Consider the following 18,350-nt stretch of genomic DNA (forward strand, 5'->3'; position numbering starts at 1 on the left):
TCTCTTCTATTTAAATAGATTCTACAAATTCAATAAAAGCTTTACTTCCTGTTTCATCTAATTTGAAAACACCACAGTCATCTAAGGCTTTAACGAAAATTTTCGCTGTTTCTTCCTCAATAAATTCCTTTACATTGTTTTCATTAAAGTCCTTATTTTTCAAATCTTTATACCAGTCATAATGTTTTTCTAAAGATTCATGTTTATTTATATCTTCTTGCCCAAGTAAGCATTTACCTAATAACTCCAATTCGGTTTTTAAACGAGCCGGTAAAATAGCCAGTCCCATAACTTCAATTAAACCAATGTTCTCCTTCTTAATATGATGTAAGCTTTCATGAGGGTGGAATATTCCAAAAGGATAGTCTTCAGAAGTTCTATTATTTCTTAATGTTAAATAAATAATATACTTCCCATTTTCATAACGAACTATTGGAGTTATAGTATTATGTCTTACTTCATCTGTTTTATTTATAATATTTAAATCTATATTGGAATAATTTTTCCATTTCTCTAATATTTTTTCTGATAATTCTAATACTTCCTTCTTCTTATCTGAAGAAAGCCTAATAGTTGATAAAGGCCATTTTAACAGCTCAACAGAAGTTGATGGATATTTTTCTAATTTTACTGAATACATAATTTTTGCATTTTCTATTGGAAAAATATATCTACCTCCTTGAAAATGGTCATGGGATAAAATAGATCCTCCTACTACTGGTAAATCAGCATTTGAACCAATCATATAATGAGGAAATTGTTCTACAAAGGAAAATAATTTTGAAATAGTTTCAATGTCTATTTTCATTGGAATATGTTCTTTATTTAAAACAATACAGTGCTCATTGTAATATACATAAGGAGAATATTGTAAATAATACTCTTCATTATCTAGTTTTATTGGAATAATACGATGGGTTTGTCTTGCTGCTCGATTAAAATCACCTTTAAATCCAACATTTTCTTTACACAATGCACATTTTGGATAACCTGTAGAAACAATGTTTTTTGACTTTAATATTTCTTTTGGATCTTTTTCCGGCTTAGAAATATTAATTGTAATTTCAATTTCTCCATAATCACTATCATATGTAAAAAATATATTTTTATCTGTCCTTGTTTTTCTAATATAATTTGAAGCTATGGACAAGTTATAGAAATAATCTGTAGCACTATTTGCCCCTTCTTTTTCATACAAAGAAGTAAAATTATTAACCACTTCATTTGGACGTGGCATTATACAGTTCATAATTCTTGTATCAAATAAATCCTTTTCTGTTACAGAATTATTAATTATTCCTTTATTAACGGAATACTCTAACATCTCTTCTAATATTGGAACGGCTGTAGCTAATTCTTCCTCAATTTTAAAAAATTCAAAACTATCTAACTGTAATACATCCAACAACATATTAACTGAATATTCAACATCATCTGTTTCTATTAAGCCTTTTTGTAAACCAAAATTTATTAATCTGCTAATTTGATAGTTCATAATATTCTCCTTTGCTTTATTTTAATTCAATTATACCATTTTACTAAAATATGTCAATTATTTTACTAAAATATTGACTTTTTTTACTAAAATGCTATAATTAATAGTAACAAGGAGGGATAATTATGAGTATTTTAGTTCTTGGAGGCGCCGGATATATAGGTAGCCATACGGTTTACAAATTAATTGAAAAAGGTGAAGACATAGTAATTGTTGACAATTTACAAACAGGGTTTGAAAAATTAGTTCATCCAAAAGCAAGATTTTATAAAGGTGATATTAGAGATCTACAATTTATGGATGAGGTTTTTACAAAAGAGGACATTAAAGGTATAATTCATTTTGCAGCTAATTCATTAGTTGGTGAAAGCATGACTAAACCTTTAGACTATTATGACAATAATGTTTATGGTATGATTTGTCTATTAAAGATAATGAAAAAACATAATGTAAAAAACATTGTATTTTCTTCAACTGCTGCAACTTATGGGGATCCTAAGAAAATACCTATTACTGAAGACGATGAAACAAATCCTACTAATACATACGGTGAAACTAAACTAGCAATGGAAAAAATGATGAAATGGTGTGAAAAAGCCTATGATATAAAATGGGTTGCACTTCGCTATTTCAACGCTTGTGGAGCACATGAAGATGGAATAATAGGAGAACTTCATAATCCTGAAACACATTTAATACCTTTAGTATTACAAGTTCCTTTAGGTGTTCGTGATACTATTTATATTTTCGGTGATGATTATGACACTCCAGACGGAACTTGTATTCGTGATTATATTCATGTTAATGATTTAGCTGAGGCTCATTTTAAAGCATTAAACTATTTATATGACGGAAATGAAAGTAATATTTTTAACTTAGGAAATGGAGAGGGCTTTTCAGTATTAGAAATAATAAATGCTGCTAAAGAAGTTACAAATCTACCAATAAATGTAGAAATAAGTCCTAGAAGACCAGGAGATCCTGCTAGGTTAATTGCTAATAACAAAAAGGCAAAAGAATTATTAAATTGGAGTCCAGAATATACAGATATTAAAAAAATAATTAAAACTGCGTGGAATTTTTATTTAAAGAACAAATAAGGGGTAAAAGATATGGCTACTATTAGAGATATTGCTAAAAAAGCAAAAGTTTCAATTACAACAGTTTCTAGAATATTAAATGAAGACCCTACCCTACAGGTAGCTCCGGAAACTAGAAAAATAGTTACTGAAACTGCTAAAGAATTAAATTATACTGTTCGAAAAAAATCTAAAAGTAGTCATTCTTTTTCAATAGGTGTTTTACAATGGTTTTCTATAAAAGAAGAAATTCAAGATCCATTTTATTTATATATTAGACAGGGTGTTGAAGATTACTGTAGGAAAAACAAAATAGAATTAATTAGAAATTTTAAAGATGATGTTAACTATATTGACTCATTAAAGGATGTAGACGGTCTTATTTGTATTGGTAAGTTTTCAAATGATGAAATTACTACTTTGAAAAACAAACATAAAAATATAATCTTTGTAGATTTATGTACCGATAAAATAATCGTCAATACTATTTCTTTAGACTTTAAAAATGCTGTATATGATTTGTTAAGTCTTTTAAAATCCAAAAACCATAAAAGTATCGGATATTTAGGCGGTTTAGAATATGTTAATGAAAATACTCTCTATGAAGATAAGAGAAAAAAATATTTTATTAAATTTTGCCAAGAAAATAAAATAGACTACAAGCCCTACTTAATAGAAGATTCCTTTAGCATACAGTCCGGATACAAAATGATGAAAAAATTAATTGAAGATGACAATCTCCCATCAGCAATATTTGCAGCTAGTGATTCAATTGCAATTGGAGCTTTAAATGCCTTACAGGAATATAATATAGAAGTTCCTAATACTATTTCCATAATAGGATTTAATGATGTAGTAGGTTCTAGATTTACTAATCCACCACTTACAACGGTCCATGCTCCTGCTTATGAAATGGGAAAATATGCAGCAAATTTCATATATAATTTTCATAACTATAATATTCCAATAAATATGGTCTTTCCATGTAGAATTATAGAAAGAAAAACAACGTAACTTTTAAAATTACGTTGTTTTTCTTTAGTCATTTTTAAATTATATTAATATTAAAGTTTTCCTTAATAATTTTACCTTCTTTAAAAATATATTCCATAGAGTTCGCACTTAAGTTTCTTATATTTTCTAGTGGATCCTTGTTTAAAATCAACAAATCAGCTGATTTCCCCTCTTCTAATGTACCTGTAATATTATCTACTTTTAACATTTCTGCACCGGTTTTTGTCGCAGCTACAATTGTATCCATAATAGACAATTTTGCCTTTTCCACAAAGGAATAAATTTCACCAATAGCTGTTTTTCCATAAGGAGTTAAGGAAGAACAAAAGGAATCTGAACCAATAGTTAATCCTATGCCTTTTTTTGCAGCTTTCCTTAAATTTTCATAAACTCTTTGCAGTTCTTTTTCTTCTACAGTACTTCCTTCGTATTTATCATGAATTTGTGGTATATACGGTGGTTCATAAGTTTTAAACCATTCTTGTAAAAATTGAATAGTTGGACAAAAATAAATGCCCTTTTCTGCCATTATACCTAAACATTCATCGTTTAAAGTCTGTCCATGAATAATTAAATGAACCCCTGCTTTTGCTGAATTTAAAGCACCTTCAAAGCCTTCAGCATGACTCCAAACCGGAATACCAACCATTTTACATTCATCAACAACAGCTTGAATCTCCTCCATTGTATAGTGAGGGTCAAGTTTTTTATCCCAACGCCAAATTCCACCGCCTGTTGACCATATTTTTATTGCATCAGGATTATCTCTTAAACGCATTCTCACTGCTTTCCTTAAATCCCAAGGTCCGTCTACTCTCTCTGCCCAAGGATGACTTACATTGTTGTATTCATAAGGTAACTTATGGGAATCCCCATGTCCACAAGTTCTACAAAAACCTCTGCCTGTTCCAACAATTCTTGGACCTTCCATTACTCCTTGTTCAACCATATCCCTAATATTAAGACCTATAAAACCAATTTCACCAACTGTTGTAACTCCACCTAACAAGGTTTCCTTTGCTTGCTCCACTGCTACAACAGCCTTTTGCATAATAGGTTCCAGTACCCAATTAGAATCATTGTCAGTTAAATTTCCGGAAAAATGCAAATGAGTATCAATAATCCCCGGCATAATTACTTTATTACTACAATCTATTATCCTATAATCTCCAGACACTTCCTTATACTTACCTACATAAACAATTTTCTTGTTTTCTATTATTAAAGTACCTTTTTCAATGGGAATTGATCCTCTTCCATCTATAATTTTTCCATTTATTAAAGCGTATTTCATATTTCAACCCCTGTTAGAATAATTTAATATAGTATTATTGTAAATTGTTTTTATGAAATATTCCATAAATATATTAGTTATTCTATTATACTAAGTTTTTCTATTATATTAACATTCTTTAAGTTTTTATTTAGAAAATATGAAATTATAAAGGATATCATTAATGTAAACATAGCTAAAATTATAATTATCGGATAATTATATCTATATTCTATTCCGTATAAATATAATTCTGCCTCATAATATAAAAATTTTGAAACAATCTTAGAAAAAATTACTATAAAGAATAATGACAATATACTAAAAATCATATTCTCAAAATATATAATTTTCTTTAAACTATCTATTTCCATACCTATAGCTTTATAAATATAAAAATCTTCCCTTCTAATTTGAATTCTGTACTTTAAGTTATTAGTTAAGTTTAGTAAAACTAAAATAAATGTTACAACGGCTATTCCATAAATATAAATTAATTCCTTTTTATACATAGTGTCAATTTTTTCTTTTTCTTCAATTAAACTCCTAGCTGTAACTTCTCCATTTTCAACTGCTAATTCTATTAATTTTTCTTCAATCAATCTATCATTTGTCTTACTTGAAAGTACATTCCTATTTACGTTAATTGTTAAATATGTAGGATTATTAACTATTTTTCTTATATTTTCTTCACTAGTTATAAGCAGGGGGTAAACTTGTTCCAACAAAGATACTGACTTCATATAAGGATAATATACTATTGCTGAAATTTTATAATCCTTTTCCATATATTTGTTATTGATATCTGAGAAATTCCAATATCTTTCAGAATTTATATTATTAATATCTGTATATTTAATTGTAATTGTATCTCCAACTTTATAGTCTATAATTGTTAGTCCATTTTTAAAATAACCAACAGCTCCCTTAGATTTTCCATAGCTACTAGTTCTTGGCATTGCAATTATTATCTCATTTTCCTTCAAGTTATTATTATCAATATTGCCTTCTACAATATATTTTTTCAATTTTTCCAAAGCATTATCATTATAGCCCTTTAATTTAGTATGATATAAATTTTCAAACTTATCTTTTCCTCTAAGTGAAAAACCATAATGGGAATTTACTATTTTTTCTTGATTATTTAAATATTCTTTATTTCTACTTTCATTATTATCAACTACTTTAATTGGCAAAGCAATTTGAGTTTCTATGCTTTGTATTCCATCAATATTTTTAATATTATTTAATGTTAATTCTGAAATCCCCTTACCTATATCCATGTCATCATAGGCAGTTAATAAATAATCACTATTATAGAAATTAGTTCTAGTTTGTATATTATTTATTTCTTCAATTATATAGGATTTATATGCTAAGCCATAAAATAAGGTTCCTCCTATTATTAAAGACAAAATCACAATAAAAGAAGTTTTAACATTAGTAAATATATACTTCATACTTAGTTTTTTTAATAATAGGTTTTTATTTTCTTCTCCAGTTATATTTACTAAACTAAATTTGTCCTTACCGGTATTCCCATGTCCTGTAATATTTTTTATTATAGATACTCCATTTATTCCCCTACTTCCAATTACTCCTACAAAAACAAGAACTATAAAAAACATTAAAATACTTATAATAATTTCATTTATTGGATATATAATATTAAACTTCTCTAATTTCCCCCAAAAAAATATTTTTAAATTTTCATCATTTGAAAAATTAGTTATTATTTTTACACTTAAAAATCCAATTATTATTCCTATTGGTATACTATAAAAATAAAGTTTTAATAATTCCAATATCATTATCTTCTTTACTTGTTTTTTAGTTACTCCAATAGCTCTTAACATACCAAATTGTTTTTCTCTTTTTATTAATGATATTCTATATATTCCAAACACAATTAGTCCACCAATTAATAACAACAAAGCATTTAACTTTATATTCGCTATTATTAATTCCTCTTTGTTTTCAAGCCAAGGATTTTTTACTATATTTTTATTTGGAATTTCTAATTCATTTTCTATTTTTTCTATTTCTTTTTCTATATTTATATTTTCTTTAAATTTCAAATGTACTAAATATTCCTTGGAATCATCGTATACTAAGTTAGTATATAGAATTATAGCACCCCCCATCTTATTTAATGGCATATCATTTAATATTCCAACTATTTTATATTTATTGTTTACATTACCTGGTTTAATTGGAAAACTAAATTCTGTTCCAACTATAGGGTTTATTCCTAAATTTAATAATGTCCATTTCTCAGCTACAATTTCATTTTTGTTTTTAGGCATTTTCCCTTCAATTAATTTTGAAACCTTTAAAATAGAATCTGTATTAGCAGATATAATTACAGCTGCTTGATTGTTTTTTGTTTTTATAGTAGATAAGTATTTTTCTATTCCTAAATTTTCAATTGTTTTATTTTCTTGTAATTCTTTTATCTGTTCCATTGATAGATTTTTAATTTCATAGTCCATATTTGTATATATAAACTGATTTTGTATTGATTCAAGTCTATGATTTGTATATAACATTGTTGTTAAACTTACTATTAAAGTGATTATTAAAGACATCCCTAATATTAACGATAAGGAATTCTTCTTATATGATTTTATAAATCTATTAGTTAATAATAAAATACTTTCTTTGTTTTTTATTTTTACCATTTCCTACCTCTTTTTAAAGGATTACGCCATCTTCCAACCTTAAAATTCTATCGGCAAGTTGAGCTATTTCTTCATTATGAGTAATAATTACTGTTGTTTGATTAAACTCTCTACTAGTTACTTTTAATAAGCCCATCACACTTTGACTTGTTCTTGAATCTAAGTTTCCTGTTGGTTCATCAGCTAAAATAATCGCCGGTTTTGTCGATAAAGCTCTAGCTATTGCAACTCTTTGTTGTTGTCCACCTGATAAAGTATTTGGTAAACTATCCAGCTTATCCTCTATACCTAAAGTTTTAATTATATTTTTAATATATTCTTCATCTAACTTTCTTCCGTCTAACTTTATAGGTAGTATAATATTTTCCCAAACTGTTAGCATAGGTATTAAGTTGAATTTTTGAAATACAAATCCGATATTTCTTCGTCTAAAAATCGTCAATTCCTCATCATTTAATTTACTTAAATTCTTTTCATCTACTATTATTGTCCCTTCCGTTGGATTATCTAATCCACCTAAAATATTTAATAATGTCGACTTTCCAGAACCACTGGTTCCTACAATAGCTAAAAACTCTCCTTTATTTACTGTTAAATTCACTCCATTTAAAGCACAAACAGAAGTTTCCCCTTTTCCATATATCTTTTTTAATTCTTTTGCCTTTACAATTTCCATATTAATTTACCTCATTTTATTAAAAATAATTAAAAAAAATCTATATTGAATATTTCAATATAGACTTTATCATATAAATGTTTCAAATTAATATCCTAAATATATCAATATTGATATATTTAAATAGGTAGAAACACCGAAAAATTTGTTCCTACACTTTTTTTAGACTCTACTTTTAAATAGCCCCCTTCCATATTAATAATTTTTCTAGTTAAATATAAACCTAACCCTACTCCTTCAGTACCATTTACATCGTTTGACCTAAAAAATCTTTTAAAGATTTTATTTAATTCTTTTTCTTTTATTCCTATTCCCGTATCCTTTATATCTATTCTTGCAAAAAATTGATATTCTTCAATTGAAATAGTAATTTTACCACCATAATCTGTATACTTAATAGCATTTTCAACAATATTTCCAATAGCCTCTTCTGTCCATTTAAAATCAAATTTGGCGTATATTGATTTGTTTTCTAGTTCAAAATTTATTCCTTTTTCTAGTATTTTAGGCTTAAATTGATTTTCCAGTTTTTGCAACAAAAACTTAATATTTTCCTTTTTAGGATTTATAGTTATAATGCCTGTCTCCAAACGAGATAAACTAATTAATGATTCAATTAAAAAATGTAATTTTTCTACTTGGTTTTTTATAGCATCTATTTCTTCTAGCTTATGATTTTCTTGTAATAATTCAGAATATAAAATAATATTTGAAATTGGTGTAATACTTTGGTGAGAAATATCTGAAATTAAAGTTTCATAGCTTTCCTTTTGTTTGAGGATACTATTAAGTTTTATCCTATTGCCAATTAAATAATGTTTCATGGAATTTTCTAATACTGACAATTTACTTTCATCAAATTTAACAAAAGAATAATTATCTTTCTCAGCTAATTCTATCATATTTTGTAAATTATCTATTAATTGATTTTCTCTTTTTTTAAAGTATAAATACATCAACAATATAGTTAATAAACCTACTAAAATTATAAGTAAATATATTTTCATTTTTTCTCCGACCAAGTATATCCTATTCCATATACTGTTTTAATATTTAAAGGGTGCTTGGGACTTATTTCGATTTTATCTCTAAGCCTTTTCACTATAACAGTTAAGGCATGACTATCTACATATTCTAAATCCCCATCCCAAATTTCGTCTATTAACCTCTCCCTTAATACCACTTTGTTTTTATTGTCTATAAGTATTTTTAATAATTTCTGTTCATTTTTACTTAATTCAATTAAATTGTTTCCTACATTAAAAATCATTTTTCTAAAATCAAAATAATAGTCTTCAGATTTATAAATCGAACTGAAATTATTTTTATTCTGCCTTAACCAAACATCAACTCTTGCTCTTAACACCATAAGGCTAAATGGTTTTGTAATATAATCATTGGCACCTAGTTCAAGCCCGGTTACTATATCTATTTCCATATTATTTGCTGTAATTAAGATAATAGGAATGTTTGAAACCAATCTTATCTCCTTTAAAAATTCAAGCCCATCTCCATCAGGTAAATTAATATCTAATAAAATTAATTCAATATCCTTTGAGTTTAATTCATTTTTTGCAGATTCAACACTATAGCATTGAATAAAATTATAGTTTTCATTTTTCAACGCCAGTCTTATACCATCATTTAATTTCAAATCATCTTCAACAATTAAAATTGTATCCATTATTTCCTCACCTAGTTAAAATGAATATGAATCAAACTCATCATATTCTTCTGTAATAAAATTTATAATTCCATTGTTAATAAAATAAAATCCCTTTTGCGGAACCTTTAATTGAATAGCTTCCTTAAAATCCAAGTCTAAGATAAGTCCTCTTAGAACAATACTAACTAAGCCATGGGTCATTAAGATTATATTATCTTTAGCTATATTGGAAATGCTACTTAGCCATTTAGAACAACGTTTTTCTATATCCTTATAACTTTCACCATTAGGAGAGTTAAAATACCAACCTAAATTTGTAAAATCAACATTGTTTTCCTTAGAAATCTCTTCCTTGGTTTTCCCAGCCCAAGAACCTAAATTACCTTCCTGTAAATTACTGTCATAAATTACATCTACTACTTTCCACTTTAATTCATTTAAGATAATTTCTGAACTTTCTTTAGTTCTGCCTAGGGGGCTGGAATACATTTGTATATCTTCTTTTTTTATATTGGAAATATATTTTCTTAGTAAGATCCCATTTCTTCTAACTTGTTCTCTTCCCCTATCTGTTAAGGGAGAATCTAATATTCCCTGACAACGACCTTCCCTATTCCATTTAGTTTCGCCATGCCTTAAAAGATATATTTTTTTATTTTTTATACTATTAATTATTTCTTTTCTTTCTTTTATCATTATATTTCCCTATATATTTAAAATTGATTTTTCTATTCTAATTTATTGGACTTGTCTTTTTTACTACTAATTTTTTTCTTATCATCCTTTGTTTCAAAAACCGATGCACCGACTAAAACTATTAGAGAACCTAATGCAATAGCTCTAAAAACAATTATTAAAATATTAATATTACCCATTTTTGTATCATGTGAATTAATTACTTTATCTAAATCTTCTGTTGGCATACCAACAAATAACAATCCTATTACATTATTGTTAATGTCTTTTATAGGCTCATAGGCAGTATAATAATTTTCCCCTAGTATTTCAGCCTCACCAGTATATAAATTACCTTTAATTACAGTTTCATATGCATTATGGTCTCTTCCTAAGTAGGTATCTGTTGCTCTTTCATTACCATCGTCCATAATATTAGTTGAAATTCTTTTAAAGTCATCATTAACTCTAACAAAAATAGTGGATTTGTCGCCTAAATCCTCTAATACACTATCTACTACACCAAATTCTCCTTCAATACTATTACCATTGGCATCAAGTAGAGTTTCATCTCCTTGAGTTAAGGTACCATAAGAGTTTTTAATATATTTCATAGTTAAATTAATATTATTTTCCACATGCATTTTTAATAGTTGATTTTTAATATTATCTATTTCGTTTGTATTATTAGAATAACCTAATAAGCCTAAAATTAAACTAGCTAATAGAGCAACCATTCCACAGTATGCTATTAGCTTTACTTTATTTATTTTCATAAATCCCTCCCCTTTTAATTTAAAAATTATATTTTTAGCAAAGGTTTACCTTAAAACTATTTATCTAACCCAACAAATACCTTCTTAAAACCTAGCCAAGCAAAACACGATATAGCAGCTATAGTTCCTAGTCTTCCACCAATACCTACATAAGCACTGCTAGCAGCTATGAATAATATGCCCGTTAATAACGATATTACAGCCATTTCTAATGGATTCAATGCATTTTCAACAGATATCATTCCGGCATAAGAAGAACAAGCTGCCGCTGTTGCTAGAACATCGCCTATAATCGGGAAAAAATAGGGAAGCATAAGTCCTGAAGCTAAAGTTATAATAGCTGAAGCAATTACCGGACCTCTATTTAAAATATTTGAAACAATATAAGTTGCAATACCTGCAATAATCGATACTATTAAAATAATAACCTCTTCCATATTGTCCTCCTAACTAAAAAAATTAATTATTGTTTTTGTAATAATTGTCGATAAAGCAGCTGTAGTTCCTCCCTTGCCACCTATTCCGGCATATATTTCTGCAGTAATTAAAAAAATTATTCCAACTATAATACTGCCTAAAAAAGCTGCTGCAAACGATGGTATTACAGACAGAGAACTCATTCCAACAAATGAAGAAGTATACGTTATCCCGGCTAAATCATTTGGGAGAAAAGTAGCTGCCATAACCCCTACTAAACCATTGGCTATTACTGCTCCATAACCCATTTTATGATTAATAAACCATGTTAACGTTACCCCAACAAATGAACAAATAAAAACATATATACTTTTTTTCTTAATTTTCATTTTCATCATCCTTTTCAATAAGCTGTTTAAAGTGGTCTACTAGACTAATGGCAAAAAAACATCCAAAAATTATTAAAATTTCCGTTTTATAAATGTTTTTTTCATTAATGGCAGTTGAAACAATTAAACCGCCACCTGTTGCAATAAAAGCAAACAAGCCTAAGAGCCGTGTCCTTTTTTTATTTAAAAAATTGTTATTCATAATTTTGTTACCAAAGGTAAATAATAAAAAATTAATAATTCTTATATTTTTGGTAACTACCTCCTTTTAATTATTTTGAAATAAATTGTTAAAACATTGTCGTAATAATAATAGCCTATTCTTTTATATTAAAGGATTTAAAAATTTTAATCAATATTAAATTATTTTAATTAAACATAATTAATTATAGATGTTTGTTTCCAAATAAAAAAGATAAACTCTAAATAGGCTTATCTTTCCTGTCAGCTGTAATAATAGTATGGCTACTTGCATTTACAGTAATTATAAAATTATCTTTAAGCTATATACCAATTTTTCCCCTTTCTTGAAATTAAAGAATTGGGATTTATTATTTGTTTCCTTCACCAAGTTACTATATTATTAGTTTCTAATGAAAGGTTCTTTTTAGCCCTTTCTTTGCCTAATTTTGTTGTATGTAATTTAATTATACTTTTAATTAAATCATTTTTATAATCCATAAATCCCGCCTGTTTCTTCTTTGTTTTACAAATTTCAGATATATTAAATTATTTAACTGCAAAAATAAATCTGTCTTCTAATTGAAACAAATGCATATCATCACAAATGTACCCCCTAAGCCAAAGGTCATTTTCTACCTTTCTTATGTAAAATCCCTTTGGATAATAGTCATCTTGAGATAAAATAGGTGTTGCTATATTAATCGCTCCGTCTGGAGATTTCTTCTGCCCCGATAAAACATTGTTTAAACTACTATTTTGGTCTTTGTATCCTAGTCTTATAAAGGGTGCTACAACTAAAGGTAATAATCCTAGTCCCTTTTGCTTTGCTTCCATATAGACCGCTTTCAAATTTGTAGGCTCTTTTATATTAAGTTCATTTAAAGATGTCTCTATTATATTCAATTTCATTTCGTCTATTCTATTAAACTCATCTCTACTAAGAAGTATTTCAGCATATTTATTTAACTTTATATTCCTAGATTTAAGTTCTTTTAGTAATTGTTCCCTATTTGTATTAAATATATGAAATTTCATACTATCCCCTGTTGTTAAGTTTTTCAATTAAGACTTATTATAATATGTCTAAAATTTAATATCTAATAATTTATAAATATCAAATCCAACAAGCTTGTCAAAATATTTTTTTAACTTTATAAAGTCTTCCCACTTTTCATTTTTTTATAATAATTTATATACGCCTTTCTAGCCTGTGAAGCTAATATTTTAGTCTGTAGTTTATACATTTTTCCATCTTTTATAAAATTTGTACCATATTGTCTGAACTCAAAACTTGTATTTTTCCTAATAGATTGGTCCCTAATATTAAGTACCCAACTGTAGTTAAGAGGTCTTGCCTTATAGTCTGACTCTCCACCAACAACCACTACCTTATATTATCCAGATATTCTTCTATATTAATTTCCTCAAGTAAGGGCTGGGCAGTAATACATTTATATTTTATTGGTAGATTTTTAAAAATGGACAGCCTATAATCTGCCGTAAGTTGATTTTCAATAGTAGAACAAACAGTAACATTATCATAACCATTTTGCCAATCATCCGGAATGCAAGCTAAAAATCTGTCTATTCTTTTAGTTAAAAATAAAAAACTTAAGTTTGAACGGTCCTTAATAATTTTCCAACACTCTTTTCTTCAATTATCTGCTTCTTCAATTAAAAAATCTGTTGAAAAACATAAGTATACCCTTCCGGACTTAAGTTTATAGTTATCATTTTAAAATTTTTCTATTGGTTTTAACAATCTCATTTGTATTAATATTTCTTTTAAAATCACCCTTATGAATATAGCAAAATTTACAACCTTCACTATATTTTTTACAACCTCTCCAAGGATTCCACATTGCCATACTCAACACCACCTAAATAAATTAAAAGTACTAAAACTACTTATTTCTATTTTTAAAATATAATATAAACATCATTATCATAATAACAATATAAATAAAATATAATATATAGGTTAAAATAAGACTAAAAGGCAAAGAGTATTCAGGATGACTTAATCCAACAAAAATATATACTATCATTAAAATTAACATAGTCATTCCAATATATAGAAATTTTTTCATTTACAATACTCCCTTTACTATAAAATAATGTAATTTTTAAACCTTATTAAAAAAATCACAGCAAAATATATAATCCTTATTATTACTATATATTATATGTCTTTCTGTCGTTAAATAATACAATTAGTTAAATAAAAACGAGCATTGCTCACTAATATTTTTATGTTTTTTCATTTATTAAATCCTTTTATATTTTTAAATATATATTCACCTAAACTTATAATTTGACTTTCTAATAAAATTAAAAGCCTTAAAATTTGAAAATAATTATAAACTTGAAGCCACTTCAAATACTTTCTGTAGTCCACTAGAAATTTTATTGTATAGTGGGTACCATAAATAGTTCAGATCATGATCATGTTCTTCAAAAATAAATAATTTTAAATTTGATTTATGATTATTCTTAAAATCTTTCTGAATTTTGTCTACATCTGTAATTGGTATGTTTGCATCATCAGCTCCTTGAAATATATAGATAGGTATATTTAAAAATAGCATAACATCAGAAATTGACGGTAAATCGAAATGTTCCTTAAACCATCTTGAAGTCAAATAAACACTATAATTTTCTTTTAACCATTCATCATCTTCTTCTTCAATTGCTCTAAATAATTCTATTTTATAATCCTTTAGCATCAGAGCATAGTCATCAGATGTTAGTTTACCATCTCTGTTTACATCTAAGTCTAAAAAATCTACATCTTTCAAAACAGTTTTTCTCACACCATATTTATCTAACTTAAAATCTTCTTCAGTAATATATCCCTTTAAAGAATAATCAAACCATTTTAGCATGTTTACCATAGAACTACCACCACTTAATTGCCATTCAATTGTTTCTTTTAAATTATCATAAGAAAAACTTAACAATAACAAGGCATCTATTTCATCCTGAATATTTTTAGCTGAAAATGGTATAATAGTTGCACCTTCACTAATTCCTATTAAGATTATTCTTTTCTCCTTATATTCACTAGTTTTGCGAAAAAATCTTATAACTTCTACAACGTCCTCTATTGAACTACTCGGTAAATAACTTTTATATTTTTCATCATCTATCTCTATAAAATCCGGTGGAATATCTGAAGGCTTACATCCTCTAGTATTCCATCTACAAAAAGCAATGCCTTTTTTATTAAACTCTTTAGAAAATAAATCATAGTAATTGAATTCAATTCCATTTATTAATCTTCGATTATCATATGTATTAGGTCCACTTCCATGGCAAAATATAGCTATAGTGTCAAAATTTTCAGGATAATCAAATTTGCAATTTAGATTATACCCATCAAAAGATTTTACTTTATAATATTTTGTTCTTAAATTCAATTTATTCACCCTTCCTCTATACTAGTTAAAGACTAAATATCATTAAAGTTTAGCCTTTTTATTTTACTTCTCTCTCAAATATTATTTCATATCCAAATGTATCAAAGACACCAATTTTTATTAAGCAGTACCACTACTTATTTAAATCTCCAACCATTTTCTGATTCACCTTATATTATGTTTTTATATTTTTTAACTTTTATAAATTTATATTCATATTTTCCTATTTAATGTTTCCATATATCTTATTTTAATCTTATATAAATAAAAGCTATACGCTTACCTACTAATCAACAGTCCATAAAAGTTCATTACTTTTATTCCCAATAACTTTCTTTGCAATATCTATTTGTCCTTGTCTTTCTACTGTAGGTGATTTATTTAACAGATTAGCTAAATTTATACAATAGTCACTTGAAACAAGAGCATGTCCTCTCATATGTCCCACAGCAATTGCTTGTGAAAAACATTTAGCAGCGATTTTGCTAATTTCTGAAGTTGATTCTTTTGACAACCTATTAATTTCAAATCCAACATTTCTTAATACACTTACTTTTAGTTGGTCCTTTAATCGTTGTGTTAAAATATCTAGTGCCTTTTCTATTCTAGGGTCATTTTGTAAATTATTATCAAGATATTTCAACAAGGGCATGGAAATGTTGATTGCCCAAATAACCAATTGAAATTGTGTTATTTCTTCTAAAATAATCATTAATTTATTGCGTAATAATTTATCATCTTTTAGCTTAATTTTAGAAGCACTGTATAAATTACCATTTTTTAGCTTTAAATCTTGTTCATGGAGATTCCAAGCATACTCTTCAATTAGCATTTTTCTCTTCCCTTTATATTTACAAATTACTTAAATTCTCATAATTATATTATAGCTGTTTACTTTGTAAGTAGTGTTCAGCTCCAACAGTCAACTTCTTGACAATTGCTTTGCTCTTGGGAAGTCTTTGCATGATCTAGACCTAACTAAAATCTTCTTACAAAATTTATTAGTAGGTCTGATGCAACTGGTTCTTCAAGTACTTTAGTTATTGAGCAGAACTATCTGCAGATGTACATCTACTTCTTCAGTCGTTTCACTCCTTCACAAGTAGTGTTACGGCTTCAACAGTCTAATCTTACCAATCAATCTTCGTTCTACTAGATTTCTTGGAGATTTTTTGTATGAGACCTGCCACCTCTTACTTCGTAAGAAGGGCTAGGGCTTCAACATGCATGGTATGTGGAAACATATCGCACAGTTCTATTTCCTGTAATTTAAATCCATATTCCTGCAAGTATTTTAAATCCCTCGACAAGGTTGCCGGGTTACAGGAGATATATTCAAGTTTTTTTATTTTAGACCTTCCTAATATATCCACTAGTTTTTTGTCCAGTCCCTTTCTTGGTGGGTCAACTATTACTATATCTATGTTATTATTTAAAAGTTTTTCTATTTTTTCTTCACTTTTACCTAATACAAATTCTACATTATTTATCTTGTTTAATTTTTTATTGATGTTTGCATCTTTTACTGCGTCTTCTACTATTTCAACACCTATTGCTGTTTTTGCATTTTTACCAAAATACAGTGTTGTTGTTCCAATTCCACAGTACAAATCCAATATATTTTCTCTTCCTTCTAATTTCATTTGTTTTAGTGCTATATCGTATAGGTTCTTAGTGTTTAAACTATTTACTTGAAAAAATGATTTAGGAGATATTTTAAATTTTAATTCTCCCACTTTATCTATAAATTCTTTTTTAGAAAAATATTGTTTTACTTTTTCTCCCATTACTTCGCTATTTTTCTTATTATTAATGGAAAAATATAGTTCTATTACTTCATCAATTTTAAATATTTCATCTATAAATTCCTCTTTATTTTCAAATTTATCTTTAGAAAGGGTTATTGTTAGCTGAATTTCATCTAGGTAGTTACTTCGTATTGTAATATTTTTTATTATTCCTGTATTTTTATTACGATTATAGCCTTTAATTTTATATTTTTTAATTAATTCCAATAGTCTATCCATTATATTGTTTATTGTTTTACTTGCTACCAAGCATTCTTCTATTGGGACTAATTTATGAGATTTTTTTATATAATATCCAATTTTATAATTTTCATCTACTTTTAACTCTATTTTATTTCTAAAGTAATAAGGCTCTTCAAGTCCTCTTATGTTAATATTTTCTATATTAAAATTACCAATTCTTGAAATTTGATTTTTTACTAATTCTTTTTTTAATTCTAACTGCTTGCTATATTTTGTATTTAACAATGAGCAACCTGTACATTCTTTTGAATATTTACAATTTGACTCAATATAATATGGACTATTTTTTAAAGTTCTTATTTTCTTTCCAATGAAAAAATTTTTCTTTTTTTCTATTACCTCAATATCTACTGTTTCACCAACTACTACATCTTCTACAAAGTAAACTAAATTGTCTTTTTTAGCTACACCTTGACCTTGTTCTGTTATGTCTATTATTTCTAAATTTTCTACTTTCATTTTTACCTCTAAATTTTTAACTTCCTTTAAATTAGTATTGTAATTATATCATATTAAAATCCTACCTTTTAAATCTTAATGGCCATGTACATAAATA

21 protein-coding genes and 1 pseudogene are annotated in these 18,350 nt (G+C 26.8%); 2 read left to right on the forward strand and 20 right to left on the reverse strand.

Annotation, left to right across the window (positions count from 1 at the left end; all coding sequences use genetic code 11):
• Positions 1 to 10 precede the first annotated feature (10 nt).
• Positions 11 to 1,495, reverse strand: a complete 1,485-nt coding sequence (locus JFY71_RS00430; protein ID WP_243661078.1) for a UDP-glucose--hexose-1-phosphate uridylyltransferase — start codon at positions 1,493 to 1,495, stop codon at positions 11 to 13.
• A gap of 125 nt (positions 1,496 to 1,620) precedes the next feature.
• On the opposite strand from JFY71_RS00430, the gene galE reads away from it, so the two are divergent.
• Both galE and JFY71_RS00440 read left to right on the forward strand, forming a co-directional pair.
• On the forward strand, positions 1,621 to 2,595 hold the full coding sequence (galE, locus tag JFY71_RS00435) for a UDP-glucose 4-epimerase GalE (protein WP_243661079.1): 975 nt from the start codon (positions 1,621 to 1,623) through the stop codon (positions 2,593 to 2,595).
• A gap of 12 nt (positions 2,596 to 2,607) precedes the next feature.
• Positions 2,608 to 3,588, forward strand: coding sequence for a LacI family DNA-binding transcriptional regulator (locus tag JFY71_RS00440; RefSeq protein ID WP_243661080.1), 981 nt, complete (start codon positions 2,608 to 2,610; stop codon positions 3,586 to 3,588).
• A 34-nt stretch (positions 3,589 to 3,622) separates the two neighbouring features.
• Here the strand turns inward: JFY71_RS00440 and JFY71_RS00445 are convergent, their stop codons facing one another.
• The 19 genes and pseudogenes from JFY71_RS00445 to rlmD all read right to left on the reverse strand — a co-directional run bounded on the left by JFY71_RS00445 (position 3,623) and on the right by rlmD (position 18,253).
• On the reverse strand, positions 3,623 to 4,882 hold the full coding sequence (locus tag JFY71_RS00445; RefSeq protein WP_243661081.1) for a metal-dependent hydrolase family protein: 1,260 nt from the start codon (positions 4,880 to 4,882) through the stop codon (positions 3,623 to 3,625).
• A gap of 77 nt (positions 4,883 to 4,959) precedes the next feature.
• Positions 4,960 to 7,542 carry an ABC transporter permease gene (locus JFY71_RS00450; protein WP_243661082.1) on the reverse strand — a complete coding sequence of 861 codons (2,583 nt, stop codon included), beginning with the start codon at positions 7,540 to 7,542 and terminating at the stop codon, positions 4,960 to 4,962.
• Between the two features lie 13 nt (positions 7,543 to 7,555).
• A complete protein-coding gene (locus JFY71_RS00455; protein ID WP_243661083.1) occupies positions 7,556 to 8,218 on the reverse strand; it encodes an ABC transporter ATP-binding protein in 663 nt (220 codons plus the stop codon).
• Between the two features lie 119 nt (positions 8,219 to 8,337).
• Positions 8,338 to 9,225 carry a sensor histidine kinase gene (locus JFY71_RS00460; protein WP_243661084.1) on the reverse strand — a complete coding sequence of 296 codons (888 nt, stop codon included), beginning with the start codon at positions 9,223 to 9,225 and terminating at the stop codon, positions 8,338 to 8,340.
• Complete coding sequence (locus JFY71_RS00465) at positions 9,222 to 9,902, reverse strand: response regulator transcription factor (protein ID WP_243661085.1); 681 nt, start codon at positions 9,900 to 9,902, stop codon at positions 9,222 to 9,224. Before JFY71_RS00465 ends, JFY71_RS00460 begins: the two co-directional genes overlap by 4 nt.
• Before the next feature lie 15 nt (positions 9,903 to 9,917).
• On the reverse strand, positions 9,918 to 10,580 hold the full coding sequence (locus JFY71_RS00470) for a histidine phosphatase family protein (RefSeq protein WP_243661086.1): 663 nt from the start codon (positions 10,578 to 10,580) through the stop codon (positions 9,918 to 9,920).
• Between the two features lie 32 nt (positions 10,581 to 10,612).
• Positions 10,613 to 11,335 carry a Cache 3/Cache 2 fusion domain-containing protein gene (locus tag JFY71_RS00475; RefSeq protein ID WP_243661087.1) on the reverse strand — a complete coding sequence of 241 codons (723 nt, stop codon included), beginning with the start codon at positions 11,333 to 11,335 and terminating at the stop codon, positions 10,613 to 10,615.
• 56 nt (positions 11,336 to 11,391) lie between these two features.
• Positions 11,392 to 11,772, reverse strand: coding sequence for a hypothetical protein (locus JFY71_RS00480; RefSeq protein ID WP_243661088.1), 381 nt, complete (start codon positions 11,770 to 11,772; stop codon positions 11,392 to 11,394).
• Positions 11,773 to 11,781: 9 nt separating this feature from the next.
• Complete coding sequence (locus JFY71_RS00485; protein WP_243661089.1) at positions 11,782 to 12,141, reverse strand: hypothetical protein; 360 nt, start codon at positions 12,139 to 12,141, stop codon at positions 11,782 to 11,784.
• Entirely contained in the window at positions 12,131 to 12,343 is a 213-nt protein-coding gene (locus JFY71_RS00490) for a hypothetical protein (RefSeq protein WP_243661090.1), read from the reverse strand. The genes JFY71_RS00485 and JFY71_RS00490 overlap by 11 nt, the downstream gene beginning before the upstream one ends.
• Positions 12,344 to 12,705: 362 nt before the next feature.
• Entirely contained in the window at positions 12,706 to 12,822 is a 117-nt protein-coding gene (locus JFY71_RS00495; protein ID WP_243661091.1) for a DUF3781 domain-containing protein, read from the reverse strand.
• Positions 12,823 to 12,870: 48 nt separating this feature from the next.
• Entirely contained in the window at positions 12,871 to 13,359 is a 489-nt protein-coding gene (locus JFY71_RS00500) for a hypothetical protein (protein ID WP_243661092.1), read from the reverse strand.
• A 116-nt stretch (positions 13,360 to 13,475) separates the two neighbouring features.
• A complete protein-coding gene (locus tag JFY71_RS12145; protein WP_420846426.1) occupies positions 13,476 to 13,709 on the reverse strand; it encodes a DUF5131 family protein in 234 nt (77 codons plus the stop codon).
• Positions 13,709 to 13,963: pseudogene (locus tag JFY71_RS12150) on the reverse strand (DUF5131 family protein); the annotation flags it as partial. The gene JFY71_RS12145 and the pseudogene JFY71_RS12150, both read right to left, overlap by 1 nt.
• A gap of 91 nt (positions 13,964 to 14,054) precedes the next feature.
• Positions 14,055 to 14,192, reverse strand: a complete 138-nt coding sequence (locus JFY71_RS00505) for a DUF5131 family protein (RefSeq protein ID WP_243661093.1) — start codon at positions 14,190 to 14,192, stop codon at positions 14,055 to 14,057.
• Positions 14,193 to 14,228: 36 nt separating this feature from the next.
• Positions 14,229 to 14,414: a hypothetical protein gene (locus JFY71_RS00510; protein WP_243661094.1), complete on the reverse strand. Its 186-nt coding sequence runs from the start codon at positions 14,412 to 14,414 to the stop codon at positions 14,229 to 14,231.
• A 267-nt stretch (positions 14,415 to 14,681) separates the two neighbouring features.
• A complete protein-coding gene (locus JFY71_RS00515) occupies positions 14,682 to 15,743 on the reverse strand; it encodes an alpha/beta hydrolase (protein WP_243661095.1) in 1,062 nt (353 codons plus the stop codon).
• A gap of 286 nt (positions 15,744 to 16,029) precedes the next feature.
• Complete coding sequence (locus JFY71_RS00520) at positions 16,030 to 16,575, reverse strand: putative immunity protein (RefSeq protein ID WP_243661096.1); 546 nt, start codon at positions 16,573 to 16,575, stop codon at positions 16,030 to 16,032.
• 361 nt (positions 16,576 to 16,936) lie between these two features.
• Complete coding sequence (rlmD, locus tag JFY71_RS00525) at positions 16,937 to 18,253, reverse strand: 23S rRNA (uracil(1939)-C(5))-methyltransferase RlmD (protein WP_243661097.1); 1,317 nt, start codon at positions 18,251 to 18,253, stop codon at positions 16,937 to 16,939.
• Between the last annotated feature and the right edge of the window lie 97 nt (positions 18,254 to 18,350).

Origin of the sequence: Miniphocaeibacter halophilus (assembly GCF_016458825.1) — a bacterium.
Taxonomy (GTDB): Bacteria; Bacillota; Clostridia; order Tissierellales; family Peptoniphilaceae; genus Miniphocaeibacter; species Miniphocaeibacter halophilus.

Coding starts and splice junctions, on each gene's coding strand:
- JFY71_RS00430 (WP_243661078.1), bottom strand. CDS start 1,495: ATGAACTATCAAATTAGCAGATTAATAAATTTTGGTTTACAAAAAGGC.
- galE (WP_243661079.1), top strand. CDS start 1,621: ATGAGTATTTTAGTTCTTGGAGGCGCCGGATATATAGGTAGCCATACG.
- JFY71_RS00440 (WP_243661080.1), top strand. CDS start 2,608: ATGGCTACTATTAGAGATATTGCTAAAAAAGCAAAAGTTTCAATTACA.
- JFY71_RS00445 (WP_243661081.1), bottom strand. CDS start 4,882: ATGAAATACGCTTTAATAAATGGAAAAATTATAGATGGAAGAGGATCA.
- JFY71_RS00450 (WP_243661082.1), bottom strand. CDS start 7,542: ATGGTAAAAATAAAAAACAAAGAAAGTATTTTATTATTAACTAATAGA.
- JFY71_RS00455 (WP_243661083.1), bottom strand. CDS start 8,218: ATGGAAATTGTAAAGGCAAAAGAATTAAAAAAGATATATGGAAAAGGG.
- JFY71_RS00460 (WP_243661084.1), bottom strand. CDS start 9,225: ATGAAAATATATTTACTTATAATTTTAGTAGGTTTATTAACTATATTG.
- JFY71_RS00465 (WP_243661085.1), bottom strand. CDS start 9,902: ATGGATACAATTTTAATTGTTGAAGATGATTTGAAATTAAATGATGGT.
- JFY71_RS00470 (WP_243661086.1), bottom strand. CDS start 10,580: ATGATAAAAGAAAGAAAAGAAATAATTAATAGTATAAAAAATAAAAAA.
- JFY71_RS00475 (WP_243661087.1), bottom strand. CDS start 11,335: ATGAAAATAAATAAAGTAAAGCTAATAGCATACTGTGGAATGGTTGCT.
- JFY71_RS00480 (WP_243661088.1), bottom strand. CDS start 11,772: ATGGAAGAGGTTATTATTTTAATAGTATCGATTATTGCAGGTATTGCA.
- JFY71_RS00485 (WP_243661089.1), bottom strand. CDS start 12,141: ATGAAAATTAAGAAAAAAAGTATATATGTTTTTATTTGTTCATTTGTT.
- JFY71_RS00490 (WP_243661090.1), bottom strand. CDS start 12,343: ATGAATAACAATTTTTTAAATAAAAAAAGGACACGGCTCTTAGGCTTG.
- JFY71_RS00495 (WP_243661091.1), bottom strand. CDS start 12,822: ATGGATTATAAAAATGATTTAATTAAAAGTATAATTAAATTACATACA.
- JFY71_RS00500 (WP_243661092.1), bottom strand. CDS start 13,359: ATGAAATTTCATATATTTAATACAAATAGGGAACAATTACTAAAAGAA.
- JFY71_RS00505 (WP_243661093.1), bottom strand. CDS start 14,192: ATGGCAATGTGGAATCCTTGGAGAGGTTGTAAAAAATATAGTGAAGGT.
- JFY71_RS00510 (WP_243661094.1), bottom strand. CDS start 14,414: ATGAAAAAATTTCTATATATTGGAATGACTATGTTAATTTTAATGATA.
- JFY71_RS00520 (WP_243661096.1), bottom strand. CDS start 16,575: ATGCTAATTGAAGAGTATGCTTGGAATCTCCATGAACAAGATTTAAAG.
- rlmD (WP_243661097.1), bottom strand. CDS start 18,253: ATGAAAGTAGAAAATTTAGAAATAATAGACATAACAGAACAAGGTCAA.